9 protein-coding genes are annotated in these 14,344 nt (G+C 71.5%); 3 read left to right on the top strand and 6 right to left on the bottom strand.

Going from position 1 to position 14,344, the window contains the following annotated elements; all coding sequences use genetic code 11:
* Positions 1-48: 48 nt before the first annotated feature.
* The 6 genes from WMF46_RS01320 to WMF46_RS01295 all read right to left on the bottom strand — a co-directional run bounded on the left by WMF46_RS01320 (position 49) and on the right by WMF46_RS01295 (position 9,696).
* Entirely contained in the window at positions 49-999 is a 951-nt protein-coding gene (locus WMF46_RS01320; protein ID WP_437983928.1) for a BMA_0021/BMA_0022 family TOMM bacteriocin, read from the bottom strand.
* 62 nt (positions 1,000-1,061) lie between these two features.
* Positions 1,062-2,249: an amidohydrolase family protein gene (locus WMF46_RS01315; RefSeq protein WP_437983927.1), complete on the bottom strand. Its 1,188-nt coding sequence runs from the start codon at positions 2,247-2,249 to the stop codon at positions 1,062-1,064.
* Positions 2,250-2,376: 127 nt separating this feature from the next.
* Positions 2,377-3,147, bottom strand: coding sequence for a BMA_0021/BMA_0022 family TOMM bacteriocin (locus WMF46_RS01310; protein ID WP_437983926.1), 771 nt, complete (start codon positions 3,145-3,147; stop codon positions 2,377-2,379).
* Positions 3,144-7,217 carry a TOMM system kinase/cyclase fusion protein gene (locus tag WMF46_RS01305; RefSeq protein WP_437983925.1) on the bottom strand — a complete coding sequence of 1,358 codons (4,074 nt, stop codon included), beginning with the start codon at positions 7,215-7,217 and terminating at the stop codon, positions 3,144-3,146. The genes WMF46_RS01310 and WMF46_RS01305 overlap by 4 nt, the downstream gene beginning before the upstream one ends.
* A 51-nt stretch (positions 7,218-7,268) precedes the next feature.
* Positions 7,269-9,026 carry a sigma 54-interacting transcriptional regulator gene (locus WMF46_RS01300; protein ID WP_437983924.1) on the bottom strand — a complete coding sequence of 586 codons (1,758 nt, stop codon included), beginning with the start codon at positions 9,024-9,026 and terminating at the stop codon, positions 7,269-7,271.
* 184 nt (positions 9,027-9,210) lie between these two features.
* Positions 9,211-9,696, bottom strand: a complete 486-nt coding sequence (locus tag WMF46_RS01295) for a GNAT family N-acetyltransferase (protein WP_437983923.1) — start codon at positions 9,694-9,696, stop codon at positions 9,211-9,213.
* 167 nt (positions 9,697-9,863) lie between these two features.
* Here WMF46_RS01295 and WMF46_RS01290 point away from each other — a divergent pair, with 167 nt between their 5' ends.
* From WMF46_RS01290 to WMF46_RS01280, 3 genes are all read left to right on the top strand, one after another.
* Positions 9,864-10,841, top strand: coding sequence for an AraC family transcriptional regulator ligand-binding domain-containing protein (locus WMF46_RS01290; protein ID WP_437983922.1), 978 nt, complete (start codon positions 9,864-9,866; stop codon positions 10,839-10,841).
* A gap of 103 nt (positions 10,842-10,944) precedes the next feature.
* Positions 10,945-12,069 (top strand): BPSS1187 family protein, encoded by a 1,125-nt coding sequence (locus tag WMF46_RS01285; protein WP_437983921.1) that lies wholly within the window; start codon positions 10,945-10,947, stop codon positions 12,067-12,069.
* Between the two features lie 288 nt (positions 12,070-12,357).
* Positions 12,358-14,244, top strand: coding sequence for an FG-GAP repeat domain-containing protein (locus tag WMF46_RS01280; RefSeq protein WP_437983920.1), 1,887 nt, complete (start codon positions 12,358-12,360; stop codon positions 14,242-14,244).
* The last annotated feature ends 100 nt before the right edge of the window (positions 14,245-14,344 follow it).

Genomic DNA, 14,344 nt, shown 5'->3' with positions numbered 1-14,344 from the left:
TGGCCCGGCTCCAGAGGATCCATCGTCGGTCCTGGTCTCGCCCCCCGATCAGCAGCAGCAAGTGAACGGGTACGCCGCTCCCGTCGCGTTGTATACGGCGAGTGCGATGGGCTCGGAGTCGACGTTGCTCGGCTTCGTGGGCAGATAGAGCTTGAGCGTATGAGGCTGGAGCGAATCCCAGTACGACTGATGGTCCTTGTCGAGCGGAGATCCCGGCGGATGCCACCGGGCCGCGCCGTCCTCCTCGACGCGCAGGCTCATCGTCCAAGGTAGCCTGTAACCTCGGATGGTTCGCAGCGCTGAGGCAAGGTCGATCGTGAGCGCTCGTCTAAATTCCTGGTCGCTCCAGGCTTTGGCCATCGCCGCGAGCAGCACGACGTTGAACTCGGCGAACAAGCTGTCGTCGGGAACGAAGCCCCCCGCAGGAGGGCCGCTGTGGAGGCCGACGCGCTCTTGACCCGCCTCTTCGCCCTCATGACAGCACCCCGCGAGCTCCCGCCCTCGTTCGCGGCGACCGACGTGCTGCACCCCGTGGTCCGCCCGGACGTTGAACCCGCCCCCTCTGTCCTGAGAGCGCGCATGAACCCCGTGCTGATCGTGCTCCCGGCTCGATTGATCGCTGAACAGCGACGGGCGCTGCTTGTAATAATCCCCGAGCGCCCTCGCGTAGTCCTCCGGACGGAGGTCTTCCCTCAGATCATCGTCCCCTGGACGAGCTGCGGAACACTTGGGCGCGAGCGGCAGGCGCAGCGTCAAGCAGTCGAGCAGGTCGCTGGGCCAGACCCACTCATCGTGGATCCACCTGAAGTCCTCGTCGGCTCGTGTGATCTGAAGCTCGCACGTCCCTGGCCATGGCCAGATATAGCCAAATCGATCCTTGAGCGCGGAAGCGGGGTTGCCCCCGGTCAACTCCTTGCCAAAACCGTTCGGATCGGCCCATGCCTCCGCGATCGCGCGCAGGTACGTCGAGCGAAACTCCATCAATTGGTTCGTGCTCATGAGCCCCTCTTTGCTTGACCGTCGTTCGCGATGAAGTGTGCGCGGGTCGGTGTCGCGCCCGTTCACGCGCCGCGCGGGCGCGCTGCTTCCGGCAGCCCCATGAGCCGCGCAGGGTTGTCCCACAAGGCTGCCCGGAGCACGTCCTCGGCGAGCGGCCCGCCCCCGTCGAACAGCCTGGCGACGATCGCGGGATCGTGGTCGACGTGGGGGAAGTCGGTGCCGAAGACGACGCGATCCTCGCCGATGACGCCGACGCAGTGCGCGAGCATCGCCTCGCCCGGCTCGAACGCGATCCAGCACTGGCGGCGGAAGTAGCTTGAGGGGCGCTGGTTCACGCGACCGCTGACCTCGTTGCTCAGCTGCGTATACTCGATCTCGTCGAGGCGCCAGAGCCAGTAGGGCAGCCACCCGCAGCCCGACTCGAGGAAGCCGACGCGAAGGCCCGGATGGCGCTCGAGGACGCCTCCTTCGAGCAGGGCGAGGAACGCCATCATCGCCTCGAGCGGGTGGGAGCAGGCATGCTGGGCGAAGTGCGTTCGGAAGCGCGAAGCGCCGGCCGTCTGCACGCGCGTGTGCGTCCCCTCGTGCAGCAGCAGCGGGATGTCGTTCGCCTCGCAGGCCGCGAAGAAGGGCTCCAGCTCCGGCGCGCCGAGGGTCCTCCCGCGGACCGGGTTCGGCCGGACCACGGCGGCGCTGAGGCCGTCCGCGAGGCCGGCCTCGAGATCCGCGACCATCTGCGCGGGATCGTGGCGCGAGATGAGCGCGGCCCCCTTGAGCCGGGTCGGGTCTCGCCGGCACTGGTCCGCGAGCCAGCGATTGTAGGCTCCCGCGTAGGCGCGGGAGCGATCCGCGTCGATCTCCTCGTCGTACACCAGGAACCCCGTGTAGGTCGGGTGCAGCACGGCGACGTCGACCCCCGCCTCGTCCATCGTTGCGAGCTGGCCGGCCGCCGTCTCCGCGGCGATCAGCTCGCGGCGGTGCTCCTCCGCATGGATCCCGACCTCGATGTAGCCCACCTCGGTCATCCCGCGACAGATGGGCTTTCCTGCGACCGTGACCACCGGCGGGGTCGGCAAGAGGGCATGGTCTCCCAGCCGGTCCAGCCGAGCCCGGAGGGGCTCGTCCTGCTGCGAGAGGGGGCGGACGTCCGGCGCGACGTCGCGGTACCTCGCCGGCAGGTACTCCGGCCAGAGCCCCATGGGCTCCATGACGTGGCGGTCGATGTCGATGATGGCAATCCCGTCGCGCACGCTTCCCTCTTCCTACGAGCAGAGCTCCGGAGCTCCATGCGGTGCGGAGGACGCGCTGCGATCCGTCCGGCGGCACGGGATCACGCGAGCGCCTCCTTCGCTCCCGGTCCAGCCAGCGATCGCAGCGTCAAGCGCAGGTGAAGGGGTACTGGGGACCCGTGTCGTTGTACGCGGCGAGGGCGATCGGCCAGATGGCATCGTCCGGAGGAGCCTGAGGGATGTTGACGGTGATCGTCACCCGAGCGGGGATCCGGCTCGTAGATTGGCCGTCACCTTGACCCTGATAAGGGATGTTGTGCCAGAACTTTTCCCAATGGAGGGAGGAGAATTTCAGCTTGAAGTTCCAGTGAACGATCATGCCCATCGATGCTTGCACGAGGCGCCGAGCATCCTTCGAGGCGAAGAGCTGCTCTTTGAATTTCTCATCGTACCACGTCATCGCGAGGAGGCGGGACGTGATCACTCCGAACTCGCCGAAATCATCGGGCGGCTGGCTCGTCCCGTCCGTCGGCGGACCAAGCATCGACGGGAACCATTGGCAATAGAGAGCAAGGGCGTCCGCGGGCGGCGTGCCGTCCGTCGGAGGGCCCGGCAAGGTGATATCGATCTCGTCACCGTCGGCGAGCCAGCCGAGCATCTCATTCGGCCGCCACTGCGGCCTGGGCTCGTCGGAGATGGCGAATTTCACGCTGAAAGGGAACTTGAAGCCATATTCCTTCTCGAGGAGGGGGAGGACGCCATAAGGATCCTTCTTGGACGCACTGACCAGCTGCTTCAGGAAGTCCCGATCGCGCCAGGCACGAGCGATGGCTCGCAGGTAGGCGGTGCGCAGGCGGGGAAAGGGGGCGGCGCTGCCTGTTCCGCCGGTCTCCCATGCTTCAGAGGGCTTGGTCGTCATGGATCACTCCTCGGTGAAAGTAACTTCAGATCAGGAAACGAGTCATGGATCTGCGTCAATCGGTCCACGAGCGCGGTGTCGTCCCCGAAGACACGCCGGTGCTCCTCGATCGCCGCTGCCTCGAAGCGGTACATGCCTCGCTCGCCGGCCAGCAGCCGAGCCCGGGCGAGCATCTCCCGGATGGCGCCCCGATCGGGCTTCGGCAGGCGCATCTCGTAGCGCGCGCGGCGCCGCAGGAGCTCCACCTCGAAGAAGTGCTCGCCGAGCTCGGTGCACATCGAAAGGCAGGTCTCCACGCGGGCGATCGCCTGGTGCAGACGGCCGGCGTCTGCCTCGATGTCTGCCAGAAAAGACCCGTAGTAGGTGAGCGCCAAGTTGCAGTGGAGGGACTCGAGGGTCCGGATGATCACCTCGACCCCCTGCAGATCCCCCGCGGCCCACGACGCGAGGGCCGCACCGTAGCCCTCGAAGGCAGGCAGCCCGTATGCCTGGGAGGTCGCGAGCAGCTCGCCCGTCGTCTTGTGCACCGCGGGCTTGTCCTCGTTCATGTGCTGGATCTGGCCGAGGTAGAGCAACGCGATCCCGAGGGACGGGACGTGCTTGATCTCCCGCGCCCAGGCGATCGCGTCGTTCGCGAGCTGGAACGCCCGCGTCGTCCGCCCCATACCCCATTGCACCCACGCGAGCTGTCCCGTGGCCCAGACGCGGCAGTCCATGCCGAACACCGAGCCCTGCTGCCCGTCGCGCGCCGGGTCGTACAGATGGATCGCCTCGTCGAACCACGCCTCGGCGTCCAAGAACCGCCCCTCGGCGTGGAAGCCGACGCCTTTGGCTGTCGCGGCCACGCACTGGAGCGACGGGTCCTCGATCCGGTTGGCGAACGCCACGAGCTCGTCGGCCACCCGCCGGCACGCCGCGCGCTCGCTCGCCACGTGGTAGTGCATGTACAGGGCGAAGAGGGTGGAGACGGTGTGCTCGGTCGTCTTGCTCGCGGGGAGCAGCGCCCGGGACTTCTCGGCCAGCGCACGCACGTCGGGGGAAGCCCAGCCCTGCATCGACATCAGCGCCTGCAACCGGATGCTGTTGGCGCCGAGCTCGGCGTCCACCCGTTCGCCGGTCGGCAGCGCCCCGATCCAATCGACGACGTGGGAGGCGTGCGCGCTGGCCTCGGCGTAGGCCGAGCGCCCGAGCGCCTGATGTGCCGCCGTCCGGGCGTACCCGATGGCCTCCCGCATCTGCTCCGCCGCCGCGTGATGGTGCGCGAGCAGATCCGGCCGCGTTCGGACCACCTCCGGAAACCCCTCCTCCAGCGTCTTCGCGATGCGCGCGTGGCTCCGCTGCCGCGCGCCGGTGGACAGCGACTCGTACGCCGCGTCCCGCACCAGCGCGTGCTTGAAGCTCCCCACCACCTCCTTGCCGCGCCGCCTGCGCAGCGCGATCCCCGCGCTCATCAGGCGCTCCAGATCCTCTGCCACCGCCGCCGGGCCGAGCGGGCTCGCGGCCGAGAGCACCTTGACGCTGAACTCCCGGCCCATCGCCGCCGCGAGCTGGGCCGTCTGCTTGGCGCGCGAAAGACGATCCAGCCGCGCCGTGAGCAGCGCCCGCAGCGTCCCCGGGATCGCCGCGCCAGAGAGCGGCCGGGTCAGCTCGTAGCGATCCTCCCGCTCCACCAGGAGCCGCGCATCGATCATCATCCGGAGCAGCTCCTCGGCGAAGAGCGGCACCCCGTCCGCGCGGTCTGCGACCTGCTCTATCACGGCGGGAGGCAGCGCCTTGTGGCCCGAGAGCCCGGTGAGCATCTCCTCCATGTGCGGGCGCTCCAGGCGACTCAGAGGGAGCAGCAGCATGTCGGCCGTCGAGAACGACGGTGAGAACTCCGGGCGAGCCGTCATGATGACGCACAGGGGGACCGCGGGCGCCTCGCGAACGAGCTGGGCGAGGAACTCCATCGTGGTGGGGTCGGCCCAGTGCAAGTCTTCGGCCACCAGGAGGACGGGCCGCTCGTCGGCGATCGCGAGGAGCAGCGACGCCACGGCCTGGAGCGTCAGCGCCTTGTGCCGCTGCGGCGAGACGTCGAGCGGGGCGTACGGTTCGCCGAGGGGCAGGGAGAAGAGCGGCACGAAGAGCGGCATGGCCTCGGCCAGCGTGAAGCCGTGGCCGGCGAGCTCGCCCTCGATCCGCGCGATCTTGCCGCCCGCGTCGGGCTCCTGATCGAGCCCGAGCGTGCGCTCGAGCAGATCGACCACCGGACGGAGGGGGCTGGTTTGCGTGTCGGGCGAGCACCGCGCCTCGAGAAAGGTGTGGGCCTCGCGCGCCAGCCGATCGCGCAGCGCGCGCGCCAGCCGGCTCTTGCCGATGCCAGGCTCGCCCGTGATGAGGATCGACTGGCCCGCCCCCTCGCACGCGCGGCGCCACCGCTCCACGAGGAGCCCGGTCTCCTGATCTCGGCCGGAGAGCGGCGCCTTCGAGCCGTCGGGGGTCGGCCAGCTCGCCGCGGCGCCGTGCTCCTGCCCGAGGCGGTAGGTCTCCACCGGCGCCGCGATCCCCTCGATGGCGCGGCCCCCTTCGCTCTCGAGGTCGAACGAGGCGCGCAGCAACGCTTGCGACGCGGCGCTGACCGCCACGGATCCCGGCGGCGCCAGCGCGGCGAGCCGCGCGGCGAGCCGCGGGGTGGCGCCGGTGACGAGGCACGCGCCGTCGAGGTCCCCCAGGTTCCCGTCGACGACGAGGCCGGTGTGGAGGCCGACGCTCACGTCGATCCGCGCGCCCGGCGCGGCGCTGCGCGGGTCCTCGGCGTCCTCAGCGCCTGCCATCGCCAGCGCCGCGCGGGCAGCGCGCCTGGCGTCGTCCTCCGCCGCGCTGGGGTAGCCGAAGTAGACGAGCAGATCGTCGCCGAACGCCGCGGCCACGTACCCGCCGTGGCGGCGCCCGAGGTCGGCGCAGCGGGCGAGCGCCGCGCGCAGGGGTTCGTCCAGCCGCTCGACGTCGACGGCGTCGAGGGCCTGCGCGACGGCCGCGCGCGCCCTCACGTGACAGCAGAGGGCCGTCAGCTGCCGGCGCTCGCCGTCGAGCGCGGGCGGAGCGGGCTCCCTCCGCCGGTCGAGCGACGTGGCGACCCTCGCGATCGAGGACAGAGACCGCGTGTCCCCGCCGGCCGGGCGGCCGCCGGCGGCGAGCATCGCCTCGCGCGAGAGTCCGCGCAGGTTGCAGGCCTCGAGCGCCTCGAAGAGCCCGCGGGCGGTGACGTCGCGCGCGCCTTCGTCCTTGCGGAGAGCACGGGCGAGCAGGTCGCCCAGGGGGTGGTGCTCGAGCGCGGCGGGGATCGGGACGGGATCGGGGCCGAGCAGCCGGTAGAAGATCTCGGCCTCCGTGCCGCCGTACGCCGGCTTGCCCGTGAGGCACTCGAGGAAGACGAGGCCCCACGAGAACAGATCCGCGCGCGGCGAGGCCTCGGCGCCGCGCCACTGCTCCGGCGCGCCGTAGCCGGGCGTGCCCAGCGCGTCGTGGCTGCCGGTCAGGCGCGTGGATCGCCCGTCCTCCAGCGTGGCGCCGATCCCGAAGTCGAGCACCAGCGCATTGCGGCGGGCGCCCGTGGGGATGACCATGATGTTGCTGGGCTTGAGGTCGCGGTGGACGACGCCCGCCGCGTGGGCGCAGGCGAGGGCGTCGAGCGCCTGGAGCATCAGGTGCCGCGCCTCGGACGGCGCGAGCGCGCCCTCTCGCTCGAGCAGGGCGGCGAGGTCGTCGCCGGGCGCGAAGGCGAACGCGGCGTAGAGGGTCCCGTCTCCTGCCTGCCCCGCGTCGACGAGCTGGACGATGTTGGGGTGGTGGAGCTGGGCGCAGAGCCGCGTCTCGCGCAGGAAGCGCGCGGTCCGCCGGTCGGCCTGCGCGGCGCCTCCCTGCTCGGCGAGGCGCAGGATCTTCAGGGCGATCGGCTGCCCGGTGGTGAGCTGGCGGGCCTTGTGCACCACGCCGAAGCCTCCCTCGCCGAGCTTGGCGAGGATCTCGTAACGCCCGTCGAACGTGGCGCCTGGCGCGAGCGCGGCACCGTCTGCGGCATAGCACTGCATGCTCGATCTCGTGGTCGCTGGAGGCGCTCGGAGAGCGCTGGCACCGCGCCCTCAGGGCTCCTTGTCGGCGTCGAGCACCGCCAGGAGCTCCGGGTCGACCTCACCTCCCAGCAGGTCCAGGACCTCGCGCACCCGCGAGAGCTCGCGCCGCAGCGTCCGATGATGGTTGCGGTTCTTGAGCAGCATCTCCTGGCCGAGCAGCGTGAAGGCGTCGTCACGGTTGCCCGTCCGCTGCACCGCCGCGCCGAGGACCATGCCCCGGAATGCGTCGGTCAGCTCGAGCGGGAGCGGGGCGCCGCCGCCCCGGCGCCGCTCGGCCTCGTTCACGAAGCTGAGCGCCGCCCGCCAGAGCAGCCTGGTCAGCGCGCTCGGCTCGGCGTCGCCGTCGAAGGTGAGCGCGCGCTCGACGTGGCGCCGCTGGATCACCAGATCGCCGCCGAGGCCGCTCTGCCCCGCGAGCTGGAGCGCGTAAGCGCGCCGGACGATGTTGTCGAGCTGCCGCAGGTTGCCCGGCCAGGGCGCGGACACGAGGAGCTTCATGGCGTCGGGCTCGAAGCGCGCCGCCCCCTTGCCGTCGGCCTCCTGATGGCGCCGGTTCAGCATGTAGTCGGCCCAGCGCGGGAGCTCGTCGAGCCGCTCGGCGAGCGGGAGCAGCCGCACCGGCAGCACGTTGATGCGGTAGTACAGGTCCTCGCGGAAGCGGCCGGCGCGCACGGCGGCGCGCAGATCGGCGTTGGTGCCGACGAGGAGGCGCGCGTCGGCGCGGCGCTCCCCCGCCCCGTCATCGCCCAGCATCCGGTAAGCGCGCTCCTCGATGAAGCGCAGGAGGCCCGCCTGGGCCTTGAGCGAGAGCTTGTCGATCTCGTCGAGGAACAGCGTGCCCTTCGCGGCGCGGGCGACCGCGCCCGGGTTGTCCTTGACCGCGCCGGTGAAGGCGCCCCGCTTCCAGCCGAACAGCTCGGCCATCTGCAGGTCCTCGGGCACGCCGAGGAGATCCAGCGATTCGAAGGGCTGGCCCCGGCGCTGCGAGTGCTCGTGGCACCAGCGCGCCAGCCTGGATTTCCCGGCGCCGGTCGGGCCGGTGATCAGGATGGTGTCGTCCCGCGGGGCGAAGGCGCGGAGCAGCTCGACGAGGTGCGCGGTGCTCTGACCGACGACCGGCAAGAACTCGTCCGGGCTCGCCGGCTCGTCCGAGCGAACGGGCAGCGCGCGGGCGGCGATGAAGGCCCCGGCGATGCTGGCGAGGATCGCCAGCTCCTCGTGGCACTCCGCCCAGGGGAGCTCGAGTCCGGCGGCCTCCCTGCAGCTCACCTCGATCGCGATCATGCCGTCGACGCTGCCGCCCGGCGCGCGCAGCGGGACGACATGGACGTGGGTCGCGTCGCGACCGAGCATCCGCTCGCGCGTCGCGTCGCCGGGCATACCGGCCGCCTCCGGCGCGTGGCGGAGCGCGACGGCCCCGTCCGGCATCCACGAGCGGAGCGAAGCGCGCTGGACGTCGATCGAAACGGAACAGCGGTGCTTCTCGATCCAGCTCCAGACGCTGCCGGAGGTGAGATAGCCGGTGCCTTCGATGCGCGCGCCGCTCGGGCGGTCGATGCCGAAGAGGCGCTGGTAGCTGTCCTCGGGACGGAGGTGGACGACGCCACGCAGGATCCGGGCGCGGCTGGCGAACTGGCTGCCGGCGAGCGCCTCCTCGACGCAGGTGAACATGGCGTGGAGGACCGCCGTGGCAGCCTCGTCGAAGTACGTGGCCGACACCAGGCGGGGGACGAGGGAGATGAAGCTCTCGTCACGGGACGCGGTCACGGTGGGGAGCAGAAGAGCAGGAGAACGGGGGCGGGTCCAGGTGGAACGAACAGGCTCGCGTCTCCCGCGGACGCAGCGCGTCCGGGCGGGACGCAAGCCCCCTCTCGCCTCGGAGGCCGTGGCAGCGCCGGCGCTGCTGCTCGGCGTCGGTGCTGGAGCCGGAAGACGCCAGCTCCTGCAGGCGTCACCTCGTTTTCTCGAGCGGGCGTGAGAAGACGAGCACCGGGAGCCCGCTCACCGGCACCACGCTCTCGTCCACCAGCGTGAAGCCGTGCTTGCGGTAGAACGCGGCGTTGCGCGGCTGCTCGGTACGCAGGACGCAGGTCGTCCACCGCTCCGAGAGCGCGGCGAGGGTGCGCTGGAGCAGCCGGCCCCCGTGTCCGCGCCCGGCCAGCGACGGCTCGACGCCCAGCGTGCCGAGGTAGACGCTGCCTTGCCCGAGAAAGGGGCGAACGCGGGCCATCGCGGCGTCTTCGTGCGCCGACAGCCGCCACCACACCGCCGGCGGGGCGACGAGCATCACCTGCCACAGGCCGCTGCGGACGACGTCTCCGAGGCCCATGCCCGCGTGCGCGGGAGGCTTCCAGTCCACCGAGCCGACCCCGGGCTCGAACAGCCGCCCGCCGTGCCGGTCCGCGTGCGCCAGCATCGCTCCGAACACCGTGGTCATCGTTTGCTGTCGCCGAGCGGGGTCGGGCTCCGCCCAGGAGATGAAGGGATCTTCGTGAAACGCCCTGGCCAGTATCTGCGCAGCAGTCATGCGCCCACTATGCATTCGGGCGTTTGTCCACGTACGCCAGTCACTTGTCTTCGTGCGCCACGTGGTAACCTCGCGGCGTGCCCGTCGTCGCCGCCACAGCACAGGCCATCTCCGAGGCGCTGGGTCGCTTCGGGGTCGATGTTCCGCGGCTGAAGATTGGCCCCATCCACGACGACCTGGCGCTCGCGACGTTGTGGGCCCGGGCGATCGCGCGCACGGGCCGGCGGACCCTCCCGCTCGAGGTGGGGCTGACGATGCCGCTGGGTACGATGGGCGTGGTGGACTACCTCGCGGCGTCTTCGGCGACGGTGGGGGCGGCGCTCACGGTGGCCCAGCGGCTCTTCCCGCTCGTCGCGCCCGGCGTCCAGTTGCTCCTCGAGCGGCTGCGGAGCGGCGTGCGGCGCGTGGTCATCGTCAACCAGCCGCCCTTCCCGGGGGAGCTCGAGAGCGACCTGCTGGTGCTCGGCATCGTGCTGGCGCGGATGCGGGCGCTGGCGAGCCGGCCGCTCGAGATGCCGTCGCTCGAGCTGGCCGAACCCAGCCCCGAGCCGCGCGCGCGGTGGGTCGAGCTGCTCGGCGTGGCCCGTTTGCGGTTCGGCGCGCGGCGCACCGCGCTGCGCTTCTCGTCGGGCGACTGGACGACGCCGCTGCGCAGCGCTGACCCGCGGCTGCTGGCGACCCTCGAGGCCACGGTGGGGGCCGAGCAGCGCACCAGCGACGCGCTGCTCGTGGCCGTGCGCGCCCTTGCGCTGCGGCGCCTGCCCGACACGCCGCCCCTCGGCGACGTGGCCTCGGCGCTGGGGCTCAGCGTGCGCTCGCTGCAGCGCAAGCTCTCGCTGAGCCGCACCTCGTTCGTGGAGGTGCTGGACGAGGTGCGCCGCGATCGCGCGGAGCAACTGCTGGACGAAGGGGCGCTGACGCTCGGCGAGATCGCCGCCCGTGTGGGGTTCGCCGAACAGGCCTCCTTCACGCGCGCGTGGCGGCGCTGGCGCGGAGAGGCCCCGTCACGGAGCCGCCGCCACGGATCGGCGCTCACGCCACGGCGAGGCCGGTGAAGCCCCGCCGTGCGCGCCCGCGCCGCGCTGCATGACCGAGAAAGTCGGGAGATCCGGCTCGTCCACCGCGAGGCGCCGGAGGTGATCTGGTAACGTTTCGAGCATGCGGATCACGGCGTGGATCGGTTGCGCCTGGTGGACGCTCGGGTGCGTGGCGTGCGGGGGCTCGTCGAGCGACGGCGGCCCCCCGGGCGCTGGCGGCGGAGCAGCCACGGGCACCGCGACTACCGGGACCGGCGGCGCCGCCGCGACCTCCGGAGTCGGTGGCTCTGCGGGCGGCGCGAACGGCGCGGGCGGCGCGGGCGGCGCGAACGGCGCGGGCGGCGCGAACGGCGCGGGCGGCGCGGGCGGCGCGAACGGCGCGGGCGGCGCGGGCGGCGCGCCGCGCGAGCTGCACGTGGACACGAGCTCACCCGAGCTCAGCGAGATCCGGTTCAAGCCCAGCGGGCTCGATCCAGAGGTCTCCGACCGCGACCTGGAGCAGGTGGCCCTCCTCGACACTCGGGTCGCGCGGTTCGCGGGCAAGCTCGTCGTCACGCTGTCGGGGAGCAGCCAGCCTCCTGGCCCGCTCGACCTCACCCGCTTCGTCGCCGCGCGCGGCTTTCACGCGTTCGCGGTCGCCTACAAGAACGACTACAACATCGTTCAAAATGATCCGGACACGTTCGGCGACGCGCGGCTTGAGGCGTTCGACGGTCAGGACCACACCGCGCTCATCGAGGTGACAAGGGCCGACAGCATCGAAGCGCGGCTGGCGAAGGCGCTCGCGCACTTGAAAGAGGTCCACCCGCGAGGCGACTGGGGCTACTTCCTCGAAGACGACGGGAGCCCGCGCTGGTCGGTCATCATCTTCAGCGGCCACTCGCACGGCGCGAGCTCGGCCGCCCGCATCGGCAAGGTCGTCCGGCTCGATCGGGTGGTGTCGCTGGCCGGGCCGCGCGACACGAACCCGGTGAGCGCCACCTGGCTCTCGGAGCCGTCGGCGACGCCCGTGGATCGCGTGTTCGGATTGACCGGCGAGCGCGATGAGCAGCACCCGGATCACCTCAAAGCATTCGACCTCATCGGCCTGCCCGGCGAGCTCGTCGAGGTGGACGTCCCGGGCGCGGCGCCGCCGTACGGCGGGTCGCACCGGCTCGCGCTCAAGGACGGCGACCACGGAGCCGCCGGTAATTGCGGCGCGCACGTCGCCGTCTGCGAGGCGATGTTCGGCTTGCCGCTGCCGTGATGTCGCGCTCCCCGTCGAGTGAGGCTGCCGCGAGGACCCGTCGGACGTGGGGCGTGACGGACAACAGCTGCCGCGAAGGGGCTTCGTTCAACATCATCCCTGCCACATCGCCCCATCGCTAGGTTCGATTGATCGCGGCCCATTCTGCCAGGATCAGGCTGCGAGCACGCGGGCGCCGCCGCGCGACGGATCTGGCAGCTCGTGCGCGACAACGTCCTGCGCTGCCTGTAGTCTCGACCGGATCGCTTTTCCCGCGGCGACCGCGGGCCTGACGATCGGAGGTCGAACGTGAAACGGTCTTTCCTCGCCCTCGCGGCGGCGTTGCTCGCGGTGGGCTGCTCGGCGAAGTCGAGGACGTTCTCCGGCGAAGAGCCCCAGGGCGCGGGCGGGAACGACGGCGGGGGCAGAAACGACGGCGGCGGCGACGCGGGCACCGGCGGCAGGAGCGACGGCGGCGGCGGGAACGACGGCGGCGGGCCGCTGTGCGTCGGGGTGGACTGCAGCCACCTCGACGGCGGCTGCATGCGCGGCGTGTGCATCGAGGGCGAGTGCTTCGCCCAGCCGCGGCGAGCGGGGGCCGAGTGCGCGGCCGCGGCCGGCGAGTGCGACGCGGCCGACACGTGCGACGGCGCAGGCGAGTGCGTCGCGAACCGCGCGCCGGAGGGCACGGCGTGCACGGGGTGCCCGAGCGGGGCGTGCGGCGGCTGCGCGATGGGGGTGTGCGCCGATGGGCCCGCGGTCACCTGCGGCCTCCGCTTCGCCGACGTGACCGCCGCCTCGGGCCTGCCGGCGACGACAGGCAGCTCGGTCGTCGCGTGGCTCGACGTCGAGAACGACGGCGACCTCGACGTGTTCCTGCGCGGCAGCGGCCTGTACATCAACAACGGCGCGGGCGTGTTCACGGAGGGGGCCGCCGCGCGCGGCATCAGGGACCTTGGCACCACCTCCGAGCATTACCCGGTGATCGCCGCCGACTTCGACAACGACGGCGACATGGACATCTTCGTCGCCAACGACACCCGGTACGGCACGATCCCGAACCGGCTCTATCGCAACGACGGCAGCGGCACGTTCATGAACGTCGCGCTCTCGGCCAACCTCGAGCTCACGATGACGACGCCCGGCCCGGCGGTGTGGATCGATCACGATCGCGACAACGACCTCGATCTGTTCTTCGGCTCGGAGTTTGGCACGTCCGGCATGTTCCGGAACGACGGAGCCCTGCCGTTCGCGGATGACAGGGCGCGCTTCAGCACCTTCCTCCAGGGCGACAGCGCGGCGTGGGCCGATCCAGACGCCGACGGCGATCTCGACCTCTACATGGCCACCGGCTCGACCGGAGACGGCAACCGCTTCTTCCGCTTTACATCGCCGAGCTGGACGGACGTCGCGACATCGGCGGGGCTCGAGGACACGCCGGCGGCCAGCTCCCGCTGGGGCGGCGCGACCTGGATCGATATCGACGCCGACGGCGACCTCGATCTCCTCTCGGTGCGCGACGGGGACGCGGACGATCTGCTCTATTACAATGCCGGCGCGGGCGCGCCGTTCTCCGGCGCCATGGCGGAGAGCGTCGGGCTCGGAGACGGATCGTTCATGAGCGCGAGCGTATGGGCCGACTGGGATCAGGACGGCGACCTCGACGCGTACGCGGGCGGCACGCTCTACCGCAACGACGCGGGCACGTTCGCGGCCGCCGGCGCCTCGCTCGGGATCACCGCGCGGCAGGTCGGCTCGTTCGCGGACGTCGACGGCGACGGCGACCTCGACCTGCTCACCACGAGCTTCGGAGAAACGGCGCTCTACCGCCGCGACGTGACCGGAATGCCTTGCCGCGCGCCGGGCTACGCGGTCGTCCGAGTGCTCACCGATCGCGACGGCAATGCGACCGACGCGAACGTGAGGGAAGATCGCGACGCGATCGGCGCGCGCGTCGACGTGGACCTCGACGGCGACGGCGACTTCCGCGCGGGCGGCTATACAGGGGCCGATCGCGTGGCGACCTACCTCGTGGGCGCCGGCCAGTGGGGCAACCGGCAGCAGAGCCAGCTCCCGCTGGTCATCGGGATGGGGGCCGCGGCGTCGGTCGATATCCGCGTGACGTTCCCCGACGGCTCGGTGGTGACACGCAACGACGTCGCATCGGGCGCGCGCATCACGATCAACGATGTCTGACGAGGGTGGTAAACGAGATCGGCGCGATCCGGAGTGGCGGGTCGATTGTCCGATGCGGGCTCAAGGCGCACTACCCCGAACTGGGTCATCCGCCCGGTTC

The sequence above is a fragment of the Sorangium sp. So ce117 genome (assembly GCF_051524395.1).
GTDB lineage: Bacteria > Myxococcota_A > Polyangia > Polyangiales > Polyangiaceae > Sorangium > Sorangium cellulosum_B.
Note: the sequence above shows the minus strand (reverse complement) of the source record. Positions and strands in the feature narration are given on the sequence as shown.

Bases quoted from the DNA above. Each gene is read 5' to 3' on its own strand.
- WMF46_RS01295 (WP_437983923.1), bottom strand. From the start codon at position 9,696: ATGACCACGGTGTTCGGAGCGATGCTGGCGCACGCGGACCGGCACGGC.
- WMF46_RS01305 (WP_437983925.1), bottom strand. From the start codon at position 7,217: ATGCAGTGCTATGCCGCAGACGGTGCCGCGCTCGCGCCAGGCGCCACG.
- WMF46_RS01285 (WP_437983921.1), top strand. From the start codon at position 10,945: ATGCGGATCACGGCGTGGATCGGTTGCGCCTGGTGGACGCTCGGGTGC.
- WMF46_RS01310 (WP_437983926.1), bottom strand. From the start codon at position 3,147: ATGACGACCAAGCCCTCTGAAGCATGGGAGACCGGCGGAACAGGCAGC.
- WMF46_RS01320 (WP_437983928.1), bottom strand. From the start codon at position 999: ATGAGCACGAACCAATTGATGGAGTTTCGCTCGACGTACCTGCGCGCG.